The sequence below is a fragment of the Streptomyces sp. NPDC054047 genome, from assembly GCF_055585065.1.
In genome coordinates, this window is record NZ_JBVJKV010000004.1 from 345,713 (window position 1) to 361,019 (window position 15,307).

At 68.5% G+C, this 15,307-nt stretch carries 14 protein-coding genes and 4 pseudogenes; 10 read left to right on the forward strand and 8 right to left on the reverse strand.

Features of this window, described 5'->3' with window-relative positions; translation table 11 throughout:
- Positions 1 to 27 precede the first annotated feature (27 nt).
- A complete protein-coding gene (sigK, locus tag ACZ6ZP_RS18315; protein WP_469407693.1) occupies positions 28 to 600 on the forward strand; it encodes an ECF RNA polymerase sigma factor SigK in 573 nt (190 codons plus the stop codon).
- Positions 601 to 733: 133 nt separating this feature from the next.
- On the opposite strand, the pseudogene ACZ6ZP_RS18320 reads toward sigK, so the two are convergent.
- Positions 734 to 853: pseudogene (locus ACZ6ZP_RS18320) on the reverse strand (MMPL family transporter); the annotation flags it as partial.
- A 273-nt stretch (positions 854 to 1,126) separates the two neighbouring features.
- On the opposite strand from ACZ6ZP_RS18320, the gene ACZ6ZP_RS18325 reads away from it, so the two are divergent.
- Positions 1,127 to 1,681 carry a DUF4383 domain-containing protein gene (locus ACZ6ZP_RS18325; RefSeq protein WP_361472599.1) on the forward strand — a complete coding sequence of 185 codons (555 nt, stop codon included), beginning with the start codon at positions 1,127 to 1,129 and terminating at the stop codon, positions 1,679 to 1,681.
- Between the two features lie 445 nt (positions 1,682 to 2,126).
- Here the strand turns inward: ACZ6ZP_RS18325 and ACZ6ZP_RS18330 are convergent.
- A pseudogene (locus ACZ6ZP_RS18330) lies at positions 2,127 to 2,708 on the reverse strand (FAD-binding domain-containing protein); the annotation flags it as partial.
- A 185-nt stretch (positions 2,709 to 2,893) separates the two neighbouring features.
- On the opposite strand from ACZ6ZP_RS18330, the gene ACZ6ZP_RS18335 reads away from it, so the two are divergent.
- The 6 genes from ACZ6ZP_RS18335 to ACZ6ZP_RS18360 all read left to right on the forward strand — a co-directional run bounded on the left by ACZ6ZP_RS18335 (position 2,894) and on the right by ACZ6ZP_RS18360 (position 7,427).
- Entirely contained in the window at positions 2,894 to 3,229 is a 336-nt protein-coding gene (locus tag ACZ6ZP_RS18335) for a CU044_2847 family protein (RefSeq protein ID WP_361472596.1), read from the forward strand.
- Entirely contained in the window at positions 3,226 to 4,017 is a 792-nt protein-coding gene (locus ACZ6ZP_RS18340) for a hypothetical protein (RefSeq protein ID WP_351167828.1), read from the forward strand. The genes ACZ6ZP_RS18335 and ACZ6ZP_RS18340 overlap by 4 nt, the downstream gene beginning before the upstream one ends.
- Positions 4,010 to 5,692 carry an HAD family hydrolase gene (locus tag ACZ6ZP_RS18345; protein ID WP_469407491.1) on the forward strand — a complete coding sequence of 561 codons (1,683 nt, stop codon included), beginning with the start codon at positions 4,010 to 4,012 and terminating at the stop codon, positions 5,690 to 5,692. Before ACZ6ZP_RS18340 ends, ACZ6ZP_RS18345 begins: the two co-directional genes overlap by 8 nt.
- Before the next feature lie 107 nt (positions 5,693 to 5,799).
- Positions 5,800 to 6,432 (forward strand): tetratricopeptide repeat protein, encoded by a 633-nt coding sequence (locus tag ACZ6ZP_RS18350; protein WP_469407492.1) that lies wholly within the window; start codon positions 5,800 to 5,802, stop codon positions 6,430 to 6,432.
- Between the two features lie 169 nt (positions 6,433 to 6,601).
- Positions 6,602 to 6,841, forward strand: a complete 240-nt coding sequence (locus tag ACZ6ZP_RS18355) for a hypothetical protein (protein ID WP_351167822.1) — start codon at positions 6,602 to 6,604, stop codon at positions 6,839 to 6,841.
- A gap of 73 nt (positions 6,842 to 6,914) precedes the next feature.
- A complete protein-coding gene (locus tag ACZ6ZP_RS18360; RefSeq protein ID WP_351167820.1) occupies positions 6,915 to 7,427 on the forward strand; it encodes a hypothetical protein in 513 nt (170 codons plus the stop codon).
- 519 nt (positions 7,428 to 7,946) lie between these two features.
- Here the strand turns inward: ACZ6ZP_RS18360 and ACZ6ZP_RS18365 are convergent.
- Positions 7,947 to 8,691 (reverse strand): annotated as a pseudogene (locus ACZ6ZP_RS18365) (IS5 family transposase).
- Between the two features lie 131 nt (positions 8,692 to 8,822).
- Here ACZ6ZP_RS18365 and ACZ6ZP_RS18370 point away from each other — a divergent pair.
- The gene (locus tag ACZ6ZP_RS18370; protein ID WP_361472589.1) at positions 8,823 to 9,101 is read left to right on the forward strand and encodes a hypothetical protein; all 279 of its coding nucleotides are present in this window, start codon (positions 8,823 to 8,825) and stop codon (positions 9,099 to 9,101) included.
- Between the two features lie 807 nt (positions 9,102 to 9,908).
- On the opposite strand, the gene ACZ6ZP_RS18375 is transcribed toward ACZ6ZP_RS18370, so the two are convergent.
- From ACZ6ZP_RS18375 to ACZ6ZP_RS18390, 4 genes are all read right to left on the reverse strand, one after another.
- The gene (locus ACZ6ZP_RS18375) at positions 9,909 to 10,535 is read right to left on the reverse strand and encodes a flavodoxin (protein WP_469407494.1); all 627 of its coding nucleotides are present in this window, start codon (positions 10,533 to 10,535) and stop codon (positions 9,909 to 9,911) included.
- Between the two features lie 157 nt (positions 10,536 to 10,692).
- A complete protein-coding gene (locus tag ACZ6ZP_RS18380) occupies positions 10,693 to 11,544 on the reverse strand; it encodes an aldo/keto reductase (RefSeq protein ID WP_469407496.1) in 852 nt (283 codons plus the stop codon).
- 50 nt (positions 11,545 to 11,594) lie between these two features.
- The gene (locus ACZ6ZP_RS18385; RefSeq protein WP_383824993.1) at positions 11,595 to 12,626 is read right to left on the reverse strand and encodes a zinc-binding dehydrogenase; all 1,032 of its coding nucleotides are present in this window, start codon (positions 12,624 to 12,626) and stop codon (positions 11,595 to 11,597) included.
- Positions 12,627 to 12,690: 64 nt separating this feature from the next.
- A complete protein-coding gene (locus tag ACZ6ZP_RS18390; protein WP_469407498.1) occupies positions 12,691 to 13,668 on the reverse strand; it encodes an aldo/keto reductase in 978 nt (325 codons plus the stop codon).
- Between the two features lie 215 nt (positions 13,669 to 13,883).
- Here ACZ6ZP_RS18390 and ACZ6ZP_RS18395 point away from each other — a divergent pair, with 215 nt between their 5' ends.
- A complete protein-coding gene (locus tag ACZ6ZP_RS18395; RefSeq protein ID WP_351167808.1) occupies positions 13,884 to 14,792 on the forward strand; it encodes a helix-turn-helix transcriptional regulator in 909 nt (302 codons plus the stop codon).
- 27 nt (positions 14,793 to 14,819) lie between these two features.
- Here ACZ6ZP_RS18395 and ACZ6ZP_RS18400 read toward each other — a convergent pair.
- Positions 14,820 to 15,219, reverse strand: a pseudogene (locus ACZ6ZP_RS18400) (MmyB family transcriptional regulator); the annotation flags it as partial.
- Positions 15,220 to 15,307 lie beyond the last annotated feature (88 nt).

Here is a 15,307-nt window from a genome sequence, read left to right on the forward strand (position 1 = left end):
CCTCGGAGGACGAACGTGAACCATGTTGTGACGGCCGCCAAGCGGCCGGAATCGGCGGCGAATCTTCCCGAGCTCATGCAGCGAGTGGCTCATGGAGATGAAGACGCCTTCTCCTCCTTGTACGACATCGTGGCCGCTCCGGTCCTGCGAGCGGCCCACACCGTGCTGCGCGACCCTGCTCAGTCCCAGGAAGTCACCCAGGAAGTACTCGTGGAGCTCTGGCATACCGCCCCGCGCCATCGCACGGACCGCGGAACGGTCATGAACTGGGTCCTGACCCTGGCACACCGGCGTGCGGTGGACCGGGTCCGCTCCACGGCGGCCTGCAGCGCACGTGAGAAACGCACCGCGCAGCTGGCGCACACGCCCGCGTTCGACGCGGTCAGCGAAGAGGTCGAGACCCGGATGGAACACGAGCAGCTGCGCCGGTGCCTGCTCACCCTGACCGAGGCGCAGCGGCAGTGCCTGGTGCTGGCCTACTACCAGGGCATGACGTCCCGACAGATCGCCGAACGGCTCTCGCTGCCGCTGGGCACCGTCAAGACACGCCTGCGCGACGGACTCATCCGCCTGCGCGACACCCTGCAAGTGCCCGCGTAGACCGGATGCCCTGCGGCCTCCGCCGCAAAGGACCCTTCTCCGCGTGGCACGGGCTGCTTGCATCCCGTCCGCGCAGGCCAAACTCCGCGGTGCGCGTGCGCGTGGTCGGCGCGCCGAGCACAGCCTGCGTCCCGCGGCTGATGGCACCGGGCCACCAGGCGGCCGCACCCATCTCCCGCACCAGCGCCGGGACCAGGAAGGAGCGCACGACCAGGGTGTCGAGCAGGACACCGAAGGCAACGGTGAAGGCGAGGCTCCGTCTCGGCGCGACGGCGGCCTCTGGATGGCCGACTTTCCGTGCACGCCACAGCGGCCAGCCCCATGGGAGCCAACCCCCGAGCACGGATGCGCGGCGGTCCCCCTCCAACCGCGGACCAGTGGATGCGGTCGAAGTGCATCCGCTGAAACCGTCGGACCGGAATAGATCGTGCCATATCCAACCAAGCCGCTGTCAGCCGAGGCGTGCGTGACGTACGGCGATGGAACTTGAGCCGCCCGCCGGACGGCCCGCGGAAAGGAAGCCGGCATGAAACTGCAGGACGAACTGCCCGTCGATCACCATCTCGCAGTCGTCTACCGCTATGGCGCGGCGCTCTGCGGCCTCGTACTCATTACCTTCGGCTGCCTGGGCCTGGCCGACGCACTGACCCCCCTGAGCACCAACGGCGACGTGGCCGGCCTGTCCACCAATGTGGCGCTGAGCGTGATCTCCCTGACCGTGGGAACCGCGCTCATCCTGGGCGGGGTCATCGGCGGCACCTTCGCCTCCGCTCTGAACATGTCCGTGGGCACGCTCTTCCTGCTCAGCGGCTTCTACCACCTCTTCACCCTGGACCGACCGGCCAACTTCCTCGACTTCGGCATGACCAATGTGCTGTTCAGCTTCGCGGCGGGTCTGCTGATCCTCACCTTCGGCATGTACGGACGCGTCTCCAGCAAGCTGTCCCACGACAACCCCTTCTGGCGTCGACGTCACCCTGAACAGGCAGCCCATGAGGAGGGTGCCCGGCGATCAGCAGCAACAGCGCAACTGTCGAACCGAGAGCCGCCGGCCCTGGAGAACACGGCTCCAGGAGACTGATGGGCGCACCGGCAGGCTGTTCGGACGGTCGCGCGCTGTCCTGCCGCACAGGTACTGCTGCAGGACGGCACGGCCGTGCGGCCGGTCATCGCGCTGATGGCGCCTAGACGGCTGGAATGTGGCCGGCTAGGACGAACGGCGGCCGATGCAGGTGGCGGACTGTGACGCCGATACGCGGCCCCACGATGGCGGCTGGACCTGGGCCCGGCATAGACAACATCGCTGAATGACGGCGAATTGTCGTCGAAGACGCGCACGTTCCTGTGGCTGCGAAGGCCTTGACGGCCCATCAGCGAGGCCCACCAGCGAGGCCCGGCTGCGAAGGGACGGTCGCCCAACGGGTCCAGGTCAAGCCGATATCGCAGGGCCCTAATTCGCCGCCACAGCCAGATGGCCCCTGACGGGCCGACGGAGGTCTGACCGCCACCGGGACAGCGAACTCCGGTCACGGTATTTGGTCGTGGCGGGCAGTTTCTTCCCGCAGCACTTGGTCGAGATCGCCCAGTCGTTCCATTCCGCTCACCGCCCGCACGGTGCGTGGGTGGGCGGCAAGGCGACGCTGGTTGCGGTACACGAACGACCAGTAGCCGGCTGTGAAGGGGCAGGCGCGCTCGCCGGTGCGCTGGGTGGGGCGGTAGGCGCAGCCTTGGCAGAGATCGCTCATCCGGTTCAAGTAGGCGCCGCCCGAGGTGCAGGGCTTGGTGGTCCTCGCGGTGAGCAGGCGGCCGCGATCGTGCATCCAGCCCTCGTGACGCAGCTGGCGCATCGCGGAATCGCGACATCGATCACCGGATACCCGGTCCGCCCCTCCTTCCAGGCCTCGATGTCGTCTCGTGCCTCCTCCATGCCGCGCCAGGAGTCGTGTTGGGGGCGAGAGCCGCTGCCAGACGCGTCCGGGCGGGCAGCCAGGACCTGCTGATAGAAGTCATGCCAGGCCAGCTGTCGCACGAACGCGGCGGACCCCCGTCCCTCGACAGCGGACAGCGGACAGCATGCCGAAGTGCAGGTGCAGGGAGAGCCGCGAGGTGCCGCAGGGAGCGGTTCTGTCTATCCGGCACGGGGGCAGGCGGGCCGAGCCTCCGGGGCTTCGCTCTGCGGCTGCCGCTGCGAGGCGGTCGGGGCTTTTACATGCCCATGTTCGGATCGGCCGCAGCATGCGCCGCTTCGGCTTCCCGGGCCCCATTTCTACCTCTGCGCGGCTACCCTGGGGGAGTGACGCAACAAGCAGCAAGTGCCGTATCAGATGTGCGAGTTGAGACGGTAGAGCTCAATGGGAACGGTGCCCGGCAGATCGGCAGCAGGACGCGGCAGTCCGCGTCGTTGGCCGGCCGGTCGCAGGAGTTGCAGGACGCCATCCAGCAGGCCTCGACCATCGCGCAGGACGCCCTCGCCCAAGCGCCCGCACGTCACGGCTGGTCCGTCACCGGCATGGAAGTCACCTTCGGGATCACCCTGGCCGCCGAGGCAGGAGTGATCCTCTCGAAGGCGTCGGCGGAGGCCTCGTTCGAGGTGACGCTCACGGTGGAGCGGACCAAAGAAGGGCCATGACCGGCGCTCATTACTGGGTGCGGATCAGCGAGGACGGCAGATCTCTGGGCGCCGGTCTCCTCCTGACCCGCGTCTACGTCCTCACGGCCATGCACTGCCTGCGCGCGGTCCGCGTGCAATACGGCCGCCTCGACCTCGAACTGGCCGACGGACGCACACTGACCGGCCGCCTGTGCGACTCCGTGAAGGCTCAGGATCTCGCCCTCATCCACATCGAGGACGCGCACCAGTACGACCTGCCCCTGGCCGCCCCTGTCGACTGGCCGCGCCCGAACACGAGATGGCGGGGAACGTACTGCCCGCCGGATGAGCAGACCCAGCTCAGCGGCCACGTCTCGCACGCCCCGATCACCTACCGCAGCGTGGAGGGCGGGGAGTTCACCGGGATGCAGCTCAGCGTGGAGCAGTTGCTGGGCGACTATTCGGGATACTCGGGCAGCCCTGTGGACACCGAACCGGCCGTGATCGGCATCCTCATGGAGCAGGCCGCGGGCCGCGAGGACCCGTCCCGCGGCGCCGAAGTACTCGTCGGCGCATCCGTGCGGCATGCCATGGAACTGTTCCCGCACTTCAGCACCGAGTCCCTGCGAGGCGGTGGCCGGGAGACATGCGAGGCGGGCCCGGAACCCACCGTGCGAACCGGGTCGGAGGATGTCGCGGCCGTACTGCGATCGCTGCGGCAGTGGGAGGACGAGGGCCTCATCCTGCCGGACGAGGCCCGGGAACAGCGCCGTCACCTGCTGCGGGGGTTCGGTGAACGTGCCCTGGGAGGCGAGAGCGATGACTGACAGCGGCATGGAGGAGTGGCGGCGCAGGATCGATGCCGGCGAAAGGGCTGTCGCGGGTCTTCCGGGCGCAGGGCAGAGCCTGGCCGACCAGGCTGACCTTCTTGCCGAGGATCCGCAGTTGCTGATGACTCCGGCCGACGCACGGGCCATGTCCTATTTCCTCGCCTTGCTGCGTGAGCTGGGGCCGGCGGCCAGTCGGTCATATGCACTGGCCGTGGACGCGGCCCGGATGTGGGTGGAGAACGGAAGCGTGCCACCGGCCTACCAGTGCGCGGTGTACAGCCGGATCGGCACCGTCCTCGCCGAGAGCGGAAGCGGCGCAGTGGCCTTCATGGCTCTGCGTGCCGCAGTGAACGCCGCCGTCAGTCCGTCGGAGGAGGCATACGCCCTCGCCCGACTCGGCGAGCTGGAGATCCACTACCACCAGCCGTCTCATGCCAGGGTCCACGCTGAGCGGGCCGCGCGACTCGTACCCCAGGCAGAGGACTCAGTGACCTGGCTCGACGTCCGCATGCGATCGGCCTACACGCTGTTGCGCATCGAATACCAAAGCTCCCTCGTACGGGAGTTGGTAGATGTCTGCGGGCGACAGATCGACCGCTGGGGGAACGACCATCCCCGAGCCCTGGAGGCCCTCACGATCATGGCCGTGGCGCAGCGTGAGCACGCGCAGAAGCAGGGCGACCGGGCGGCCGCGGAGCGCTATACGGACGTGCTCGCCGTGACGGCACAACGCTCCGCGAGCCTCCTCGGTGCGCGCCACCCGCAGGCACGGGCTGCCCGGGCAGCCCTCACGGAGGACCACCGGGTGTCGCAGGGAGCACGGGTACGACAGGGCGAGCACGCCCGGGCCACGTCGCTCCCGCACCGGGGAGCGGACGACTTGCAACCCTGGCCGGACGACGAGGGCAGGGCAACCGAACCTCGGCGCAGCCCGGTGACCACCGTCGCCGGGGACGGTTCGGCACGGGCGGGGGACCTGCGGGAACTGGTCGCCCGAGCCCGGCTCGTCCTTTGGGCCTTCGACGGGCCTGTTTGCCGCTTGTTCGCGGGCCGCTCCGCGGACACCGCGATGGACAATCTCGTGCGGTGGCTGGAGACACGGGGCCTGGACAGCTTGCCGAGGCGAGAAGAATGGCAGGCGAGCGGTGATCCGCATGCCGTACTGCGAGCCGTCGCGGACCGGTGGCCGTCCAGCGACCTGGTGCTGGAGTTGGAGGCGCGGCTTACGCAGGAGGAGCTGCGGGCCGTATCCACGGCCCTGCCCACTGCATACGCGGATCCGTTGATCCGTACATGGACCGCACTGGGCGTCCAGCAGGCCATCGCCACGAACGTCTCCCCGCAGGGGGCCTACACGTACCTGGCGGGCCGGGGTCTGATCAGTTGCTTTGCGCCCCATATCTACGGCCGCACCCGGGACCTGGGACTACTCAAGCCGGACCCCTCCTCCGTCTACCGGGCACTGAACGCGATGGGCACCCCCGCTGCCTCCGTAGTGATGATCGGTGGCACCCCCACGAACTACAGGGCCGCACGGCAGGCCGGGATCCCGTTCCTCGGTTACGCGCAGAACGACCACAGAGCTAAGGACCTCAGGGACGCCGGCGTCGAGTTGATCGTCGAATCGCTGGAACAGGTGCTGTCCGTGCTCCGCCCGCGCCCACCCAGCTGAGCGTTTCGCGCTGTGGGGTGTGTTTGAACCCGGGGCAGGTTCCGCGCCAGTTGAGGGAGGCGCCGGTGAGGCGGTGGATGGAGCGCGTCCCTGACGAACTTTGCGACTTGGTGCTCGACACCCCGGAGGCGGAGGTTCCGCAGCGCTGGCGAGCCCTGAGCCGACGGGTGATCCGACCCTGGATGGCCGCGTTCAGAGAAGCCTCCGCGCCTGATGACATCCGGGAGACGTACCTCCCGCCCGAAACGCTCGCGCCCCATACCCGGATACAGGAGGGTATGAGGGATCTCCGTGTGGAGGACCCTCAGGCCCAGGTCCGCCTCGTACGCCGCATGCTGGCCGCCGAGTTGGACACGTCTTCCGCTGAGGACCCACGCATCATCGGCGCACTCAACGACGCGATCGCGCACGCTAGCGCGGAGTGCGCCACGGACGAACAGCTTGAGGGCTTCCGGGAGATAAGTCGGTTGCACTCGGCGCGTGAGTACCGTGCCGCCTTAGCGAAGGCGCAGGACCTGCTGAGCGCCTACCCGTACTCCAAGGACGCCCTGCATTCCGTGGCCCGACTGCACGAAATCCGAGGGAATCTCCGGCAGACCTTGGAGCACCTGGTCGACACTGTTGCCCTGGAACCGATGGATCCACAGGTCTGGCGATCGCTGGCAGATGTCCTGAACCGGATGGGGAGTGAGCGGGAGTCCGAGCTGGCGGCCATGTGCGCCAGCCCTGTCCGCGACTGACCGCACACGTTACGTGCCCCGACTCTACTGGAATAGGTTCGGAGAACGGCAGCCCGACTGGGAATCCCTGACCACCTACCTGAATGCACAAGAGACTCAATGCACCGACCGCTGCTCCGGGCAGGATGGTGTGCGGATTCGGTACGCGGTGCATGAGGAGGCTGACGGGGTGCCCGCGCTGCTGAAGGCAGCCGCTACTGACCTCGGGGCATCGACCTGCTCGCGCAGGTACTGCCCCAACGTCACCCGCGGCGACGAGTTCGCCGACGAGGCTGCCGAGCGGCTCTGGCAAGTTGAGTGGCTCGTCACCGAGTTGGAGGTGGACGCCTCGATCATCGCGAGTCTCTTGATCTGTTCGGCGATGGTCGCGAGTGACTGGGCGAAGGCGCTCAGCGTGCAGCGGGTTTAGGATTTAAGTAGGTGCACTCTCCGAGGAAGAACACCGGACATGCCGGTGGTCCCGCCACCGAAGGAGAATCATCATGAGCTTGCGCAAGCGGGCATCAAATGCGCCAGTGTGGTGGACCGTCATCGTATGCACCATTGCAGGGACTGCAGGTCACGCCATGCTTTGGATTTCCTATGCGAATGACTGGTCCAGGGCCGTACCCTGGCAGCCGGTAACGGGAATCTCGTTGCTAGTAATAGCAGTTGTCTCCTATGGCGGATTCTATGTAGCTTCGCGCCGAGCCAGAATTGCGATCGCTTCGAGCTTCCTGCTGACATTCCTCGCGGTACTCACATACGTTCTCACAATTAGGGCTCTGGCCGACGCCAGCCAGAGTTACGGAAACGAGACTTTCGACGACTTTCGATGGATCGTCCAGACCGTAATCTGGGCCTACTTCGGGAGCGAGGCGATAGTTTCCACCACGAAGGTGATAGCAGCCAAGAGGACTGCCACGAATCCGTCGGAAATTCAGCGATCCGACGCAGACTTGGTACTGCCCGAGCGCCCTACGTCGACAGGGACGGCTGGAACTACGGAGGAGTGACATGCTCGACAGGCGGAGGGTACCGGGGCGCGGCGGCCAGCGGTGCGCCCCGGCGGTTCGTCAAGCTGCGAGAACGGTGCGAGCGTCGGCGTCCCACGTGGGGATGACCAGGCCGAGTTCGAGGTAGCGGACGGCGCGCGCCGCGGCCTTCTTGCCGGGCCCGGAGAACGGGCACCGCTGTGGCGGCGCGGTGGGGCGGGGTTCTCTCCCTTGCGGTCGCGCATGTGGCTATAGAAGACCTCGATGTCGTTGGCGCACAGCAGGCAGTGCAGGGACCACCTCTGTTCGCTGGCGGGGTAGCCGTTGTGGACACCGGCGCACCGTCTTGCGGGTGCAGCCTTCGGGCTCGTCGACCGGCTGGGAGCGTGGGGTGTAGCCGAGTTCGAGCATCCGCAGCCACGCGGCGGGAAGGCTTTCCCGGTTGCGCGGGGTGTCTGGCAGGAAGATGGACAGGAACGGCGCGGTCATGGCGCTTAACTGGCTCTAACAAAGCCGTTGGACGTGGCGGTGGGTGATCAGTCAGACGGCCAGGCCGAGGAAGGCTTCGTGGATGTCGTCGCGTCGTTCCCAGCGGATCCGTAGGCGGCGGAAGCGGAAGGTTCCCAGGCCGGTGCCGTGTGGCTGGCTGCGCTCCGCGATGACGGGGCGGATTCCGCGCTGCCAGAGCAGGCGGCGGTATTTTGTCGTGGTCGTAACCGCGGTCTGCCAGGAGTGCATCGGGTTTCTGTCGTGGTCTGCCGACGACACCGGCGACGGCAGGGATCTTGTCGAGGAGGGGCAGGAGTTGGGTGACGTCGTTGCGGTTGCCGCCAGTCAGGGTCACTGCGAGCGGGATGCCCTGCCCGTCGACGATGAGGTGGTGCTTGCTGCCCGGCCGTGCGCGGTCGACCGGGCTGGGCCCGCTTTTGGGCCCCTGTGAGTGGCCCGGACGTGGGAGGAGTCGATCACCGCCCACGACCAGTCGAGCTGGTTCTTCGACCGCAGTTCCTTCAGCAACACCGCGTGCAGTCGGTCCCACACGCCGGCCTCGTTCCAGGCGGTCAGGCGCCGCCAGCAGGTCATAACCGACCCGAATCTCAACTCCTGGGGCAGGTACTCCCATTGGATACCGGTGTGCAGGACGAACAAGATCCCACACAGGGCTTGCCGGTCCGGCACCCGCGTCTGCCTTCCACCAGCTTCGGGCCTGGCGTGGGCAGCAACGGCCGATGAGCGACCACAGTTCGTCCGACACGATCCACGGCCGCGACTGACGGTTCCCCATAACCAGACCAACGAGCCGACAAGCCCACAGTCACATGATCAACCGCTTTGGTTAGAGCCAGTTAGGCCAATCGGGGGAGGTGGAGCGCCCTCCATCGATGTGGGCCCGCCAGCTGCGGAAGGATGCGTTCCATGCGAACCATGAAGCGCGTTTTCCTCGCGGCTGCGGCCGCGTCGCTGCTGGTGGCGAGCCACGGTGTAACTGCCGCGGCCTCCGCGCCTGTACAGTCCGCGTCCGTGCGGTCCACACCGGCAGCCGGGCCAGGCTGGCACCACGTGGCGGACTTTCCTGCGGCCGAGGAGAGCCGCTGTCATGAGCGCGGCCGGTGGTACTTGGAGAACGGCGTACGCGCCTACGAGTGCCGGGCCGCCGGAGTCTGGGAGTTGTGGGTTCTCACCGAGCCCTCCTGACCAGGGTCGGGGCCTGATGGTTGCCCTCACGGCGGTGCCTGCCCGGCAGCAAGCGCCGCCCCGCCCGAGCACACGAGCGAGCGCAGCACTTCCCTCACTGCTGGGAGCCGGCGCTGGATCGACGGGCCCTGTTCGCGGAGATGCTCGGCACGATTGACCGCCCGGCCATGCCGCGGGCGACTCGCCCAGCCTGCGATCGCTTGCTTGCCGACCGTGAACTGCGCGCTGCCATCGAGGAACACACTGGGCCGCCCATCCTCAGCAGCGCGCCCAGCCAGGCCGGATACAACTCTCCGAGCCGATCTGCCTGGCCCCCCAGAGCGGCGCCCCCCTTTCTCGGAAGCCTCTCCTCAATCACCCCGCGTGTGTGGCTTCGGGCCCGCGAAGGGTTACTGGCCGTTTCCGGTTGAGGTGACCAGGGCGATCAGGACGAGCAGGCAGCCGACCAGGGCGATGACGTCTCCTGCGTCCCAGCCCTGCTGGAGGGGCAGAGCGATGGCTGCAGCGGTGACGTAGGGCCATGAACGGCGGGGCTGATGAGGCGAGTTCGCGTGGACATGGTGGCCTCCTGAGATTGGCTGATGTGCTGGAGGACCACGGTCAACCAGGGGTGTCTTGTCCCTTCTAGTCGGACTCGGTCGCCGCAGGTGGGGGCTCGAAGATCGGGGGACCACCCGGCTTTGTTCCGGGACAAGCAGGACGGGGGAGTGCATGGGGCGGCCGCTGGGGCGAGCTGAGGGGCACACGGAGGAGGCCCATGAGTTCGCCCGCTGGCTGCGCAAGATCCCCAGGCGTGTCACCGTGTGACTATCCCTGGAGCAGGCCCGTGCGCTGGAGCCACGCCTTGATCGTGGGCCCGGCGTCGTTGGCTTTCTCGCCCTGGACAGCGAGGCCGGCGCCCATGGTGGCTCCGCGACAGACGGCTGCGTAGTCGCGTTCGGTGGTGCCCAAGCCGCTCATGGCGTAAGTGGTGACGGGGTGGACGGTCTTGTCGCGGAAGTCCAGCCCATCGGTGAGGGTGGTCATGATCATGGGCGCGCGGACGTTCCAGATCGGGCTGGCGAGCAGAATGGTTCCGTACCCCTCCAGGCGAGGCAGGCGGCCCTTGATGGCGGGACGGGCGTCGGTGTCCTGTTCGCGGACATTGCGCTTGACGGTCGCGTCGTAGTCGCCGGGGTAGGGGTCAGCGGGCTCGATCCGGTAGAGGTCGCAGCCGATCAGGTCGTGGATCTTTCGGGCCACGACTTCGGTGTTGCCGGTCTCGAGGTAGGTGCGGTCGCCGTAGTAATAGTTCTCACCGGGGCGGGAGAAGTAGGCGAGCAGGATCCGGCCGCGAGGCGTACTCGTGGGTTCGGATGTCGCGGAGGTCGAGGTTTGGCCGGAGTTCTGCCGGTCGGGGTCGCCTGCGCAGGCGGCGAGTGCGGGGGTGGTCATGGCGGCAGCTCCGGTCAGCAGCGCGGCCCGCAAGACTTCGCGCCGCGCCGGCAGGCGGTCGGTTCGGGTCACAGGTGGGTCCCAAAGACGAGGTTCGAGCGATCGACAGGGCGGCAGGCTGACGGCCTGCCGCCCGCTGCAGCCGTGGAACTTCGGATCAGGCGTCGAGGCGGCGCTTGGCGAGCCAGGTGACGATCTCGGGGTCGTGGTGGTCGAAGAACAGGGAGTTGCCGGTGTCGAGGGTGGCGATCTCGGCCATCTGCTCGTCGGTCAGGTTGAAGTCGAAGACGTCGAAGTTCTCCGCCATGCGCTCGGCCCGTACGGACTTGGGGATGGTGATGACGTCGCGCTGGGTGAGCCAGCGCAGGACGACCTGCGCGACGGACTTGCCGTGCTCCTTGCCGATGCCCGCGAGGAGAGGGTTGGTGAACAGGTCGTTCTTGCCCTCGGCGAAGCCGCCCCAGGACTGGTGCTGCACACCGTGCTCGCGCATCAGAGTGTGGAAGTCGGCGCGCTGGAAGAACGGGTGGGTCTCGATCTGGTTGACCTGCGGGGTGATGTCGTTGTTGACGATCAGGTCGATCAGCCGGTCGGGGTAGAAGTTGGCGACGCCGATCGCGCGGGCCAGGCCCTCGCGGTTGAGGGCCTCCATGGCACGCCACTGGCCGTAGACGTCGCCGAAGGGCTGGTGCATCAGGTACAGGTCGAGGTGATCCAGGCCCAGCTTTGTCAGCGAGGTCTCGAAGGCGCGGCGGGTGTTGTCCTGGGCCGGGGCGTCCTGGACCCACAGCTTGGTGGTGACGAAGAGGTCCTCGCGCGGGATGCCGCTGGAGGCGATGGCGCGGCCTACGGCCTCTTCGTTGCCGTAGGCCGCGGCGGTGTCCAGCAGCCGGTAGCCGGCGGCGAGCGCGTCGGAGACGGTGCGCTCGGTGTCCTCGGCGGGGATCTGGTAGACGCCGAAGCCGAGCAGCGGCATGACGACACCGTTGTTCAGGGTGACGGTCTTCATCAGGGGTGTCCTTTGCTGTGCGGAGGCCGGTGAGGGGGGGCCGGTCGTGGTCAGGGGCGGATGAGGGCCTTGAGGACCTGGCGGTCGGCCATGGCTCGGTAGGCGTCCGGGGTCCGGTCGAGGGAGAAGGTCCGGTCGAAGACGCGGCCGGGGGCGATGGTCCCGTCGAGGACGTCGGGCAGGAGCTGCTCGATGTAGGCGCGGGCGGGGCTGGCGCCACCGGTGAGGGTGATGTTGCGCATGAAGAGGGCCGGTCCGATCGGGCCCTGCTCGTACTGAGGCACGCCGAGGCGGCTGACGGTGCCGCCGTCGAGGACCGCTCCGAGCGCGGTGTCGAGGGTCTGGCGGGTGCCGACGGCCTCGATCACCTTGTTCACGCCGCCGCCGGTCACGTCCTTGATGCGGGCGATGCCCTCCTCGCCGCGCTCGGCGACCACGTCGGTGGCCCCGAAGTCGCGGCCGAGGTCGGTGCGCGCCTGGTGGCGTCCGGCGAGGACGATCCGCTCCGCCCCGAGCCGCTTGGCGGCGATCACGGCGCAGAGGCCGACCGCGCCGTCGCCGACGACGAGGACGGTGTCGCCGCGCGTGACGCCGGCGGTGAGGGCGCCGTGGTGGCCGGTGGTCATGACGTCGGACAGGGCCAGCAGGGACGGCAGCAGCGCGGAGTCCGCGCCCACCGGGAGCTTGACCAGGGTGCCGGCGGCCTGTGGGACGCGGACGGCTTCGCCCTGGCCGCCGTCCACGCCGTCGAAGCCGTACCGGCCGCCGTGGCGGCAGGAGATGTGCAGGCCCTTGGCGCAGTAGTCGCAGGTGTTGTCGCTGTAGGTGAACGGGGCGACGACCAGGTCGCCTGCCGTCAGCCCGGTCACCTCTGCGCCGGTGTCCTCGACGATGCCGAGGAACTCGTGCCCCATGGGGCGGCCGGTGTCGGAGGCGGGCATGGAGGCGTAGGGCCACAGGTCGCTGCCGCATACGCAGGAGGCGACGACGCGGACGACCGCGTCGGTGGGCTGGTCGATCTTCGGGTCGGGCCGGTCTTCGACGCGGACGTCTCCGGCTCCGTACATCATGGCTGCACGCATGACGGTAGTACTCCAAACGGGGGGTGCGGGGATGCGGAGCGCGGCGCCCCGGCGGGTGCGGGGGTCAGCGCTCCAGCATCCGGGCCTGGGCCTCGGTGTGGGTGGCGCCGGAGGCCGGCGGGAGGGCGGTCAGCGTCTGGATCTGCTGCGGGGTGAGGCTGACGGCGTCGGCGGCGGCGTTCTCCTCCAGCCGGGACACGCGCTTGGTGCCGGGGATCGGGGCGATGTCGTCGCCCTGGGCGAGCAGCCAGGCCAAGGCCACCTGTCCCGGCGTCGCGCCAATCTCGTCGGCCAGGGCCTTGACCTGATCGGCCAGGACCAGGTTGCGCTGGAAGTTCTCGCCGGTGAAGCGCGGGTTGCCGCGGCGGAAGTCGTTCTCGTCGAACTGGTCGGTGGAGCGCACCGTGCCGGTCAGCATCCCCCGTCCGAGCGGGGAGAATGGCACCAGGCCGATGTTCAGCTCCCGCAGCAGCGGCAGCACCCGCTCCTCGATCCCGCGCGTGAACAGCGAGTACTCCGACTGCACGGCGGTGACCGGCTGGACGGCGTGGGCGCGGCGGATCGTGTCCGGGCCGGCCTCCGAGAGCCCGAAGACGCGCACCTTGCCCTCGGCGATCAGTTCGCCGACGGCGCCCGCGGTCTCCTCGATCGGCGTGTTCGGGTCGACGCGGTGCTGGTAGTACAGGTCGATGTGATCGGTGCCGAGCCGTTTCAGCGAGCCCTCGACGGCCGTGCGGATGTTCGCCGGGCTGGAGTCCAGGTTCCACGGGCCGTCGCCGCCGTGCGAGACCAGACCGAACTTCGTCGCGAGGACCACCGTGTCCCGGCGGCCCTTCAGAGCCCGGCCGAGCAGGTTCTCGTTCGTGTAGGGGCCGTAGATCTCGGCGGTGTCGATCAGGGTGACGCCCAGCTCCAGCGCCCGGTGCACCGTCCGGATCGACTCCGCGTCGTCGGTGCCGGAGCCGGTGTAGCCGTGGGACATGCCCATAGCGCCCAGACCGATCTGGGAAACCTCCAGGTCACGGAGCTTGATGTACCGCATCTCGCCCTTCTTCCACATCGCAGATGTCCAGCCCCCTTTACCTTCGCCCGGCCGGGCAGGGCGCGCCTGCCCGGCCCAGGGGCCGGGGGCCGGGGTGTATTGCTCCTTCACCTTCGCCCGGATTGCGCGCGTGTGGCAGGGCGGGCTCTTCGGGGGTAATGACAGGGCCCCCCTCGGCGCTGCGCGGCAGGCGTAGGGCGGGTGAGACTGGGGGCATGGCATCGACGAGCGCACACAGCGAGGGCGCCGAGCTGGGCCGCTACCTGCGCGCCCGCCGCACCCAGACCAGTCCCGAACGCGTCGGCCTCACACCCGGCGCCGGCACCCGCCGCACCCCGGGACTACGACGCGAGGAGCTGGCTACCCTGGCCGGCATCAGCATCGACTACTACGTTCGCCTGGAACGCGGCAAGGAGACCCGCCCCAGCCCCGCCGTCCTCGACGCGCTCGCCCGCGCCCTGCACATGGACGACCAGGAGCACCAGCACCTGCGCGAGCTCGCCGCCCGCGCCGCCCGCTACGTCGCCGAACCGCCGCCCGCGCCCAGCCGCACCGTGCGACCCCACCTCAAGCTGTTGGTGGAGTCCCTGCGCCCGAACCCCGCGTACGTGATCAGTCGTAGCATGGACATGCTCGCGTGGAATCCCGGCGGGCTCGCCCTGTACGCGGGACTCGAGGACTGGCCCGCCAAGCACCGCAACCTCGCCCGCTACCTCTTCCTCCACCCCGCGGCCCGTGATCTCTTCCCCGACTGGGACCGCCAGATCACCGCCTGCGTCGCCCGCCTGCGTGCCACCGCTGGCACCGCACCCGATGCGCCGGATCTGACCAACCTCGTCGGCGAACTCCTGCTCAAGAGCCCGGACTTCGCGGGCCTGTGGGAGCGCTATGAGGTGACAGGACGCAAACCCGCCCACAAGACGTTCCAGCACCCACAGGTCGGTGCCCTCACCCTGACCTCGCAGTCCCTCCACATCGAGGGCACCCCGGGGCAACGCATCGGCGTCTACACCGCCGAACCCGGCAGCCCCGACCACGACGCCCTGCTGCTGCTCGACATGACCGCTCCCCGCCCCATGCACAGTCCGGCTCGCGGATCGACGCCACCGGGAACCTCCTCGTAGGACGGCCGCGCCCTGCCGCGCGCTCGCTTACGTGGCGGTCGAGGGTCGGGCATGGTCGGCGGCCCAGGACGCGAGGATGCGCAGGCTGTCGCGGGTGGGCGATCCGAATTCTGCAGTCCATACGGCGAGTTGCTGGTCGGGGTCGGTGCTGGCGGTGAGGGTGGCAACCTGGCGCGCGGGCCCACCACGTGCGGAAGTCCGTGTCCTGGACGCACAGTTCACCCACCAGTGCGGTCAGCCGTGGATCGTCAGGATATTTGGCTGCCTCCATGCGCAGTTGTGCGACCGCCGTGCGGGCGACGGTTTTCCAACCGGCATAGAGATTCCGCATGGCAGGGTCGGTGAAAGGAATGCGGACGTAGTTGCGGTGCTTTTCCGGCACGGCTGCGAAATCGGTGACCATAGCAGCGGCGAGCGGGTTCCAGGCTGGCCTGCTGCCAGGACCGCAACATGCTCGTACAGGTGTACTCGCCGATCGCCCACGGCACGCTCCTCGACAGTTGACACATCAAGAC

Excerpts from the sequence above, each read along its gene's own strand:
- ACZ6ZP_RS18340 (WP_351167828.1), top strand. The coding sequence starts at position 3,226 with ATGACCGGCGCTCATTACTGGGTGCGGATCAGCGAGGACGGCAGATCT.
- ACZ6ZP_RS18370 (WP_361472589.1), top strand. The coding sequence starts at position 8,823 with ATGCGAACCATGAAGCGCGTTTTCCTCGCGGCTGCGGCCGCGTCGCTG.
- ACZ6ZP_RS18380 (WP_469407496.1), bottom strand. The coding sequence starts at position 11,544 with ATGAAGACCGTCACCCTGAACAACGGTGTCGTCATGCCGCTGCTCGGC.
- ACZ6ZP_RS18395 (WP_351167808.1), top strand. The coding sequence starts at position 13,884 with ATGGCATCGACGAGCGCACACAGCGAGGGCGCCGAGCTGGGCCGCTAC.
- ACZ6ZP_RS18390 (WP_469407498.1), bottom strand. The coding sequence starts at position 13,668 with ATGCGGTACATCAAGCTCCGTGACCTGGAGGTTTCCCAGATCGGTCTG.
- ACZ6ZP_RS18325 (WP_361472599.1), top strand. The coding sequence starts at position 1,127 with ATGAAACTGCAGGACGAACTGCCCGTCGATCACCATCTCGCAGTCGTC.
- ACZ6ZP_RS18360 (WP_351167820.1), top strand. The coding sequence starts at position 6,915 with ATGAGCTTGCGCAAGCGGGCATCAAATGCGCCAGTGTGGTGGACCGTC.
- ACZ6ZP_RS18375 (WP_469407494.1), bottom strand. The coding sequence starts at position 10,535 with ATGACCACCCCCGCACTCGCCGCCTGCGCAGGCGACCCCGACCGGCAG.
- ACZ6ZP_RS18345 (WP_469407491.1), top strand. The coding sequence starts at position 4,010 with ATGACTGACAGCGGCATGGAGGAGTGGCGGCGCAGGATCGATGCCGGC.
- ACZ6ZP_RS18385 (WP_383824993.1), bottom strand. The coding sequence starts at position 12,626 with ATGCGTGCAGCCATGATGTACGGAGCCGGAGACGTCCGCGTCGAAGAC.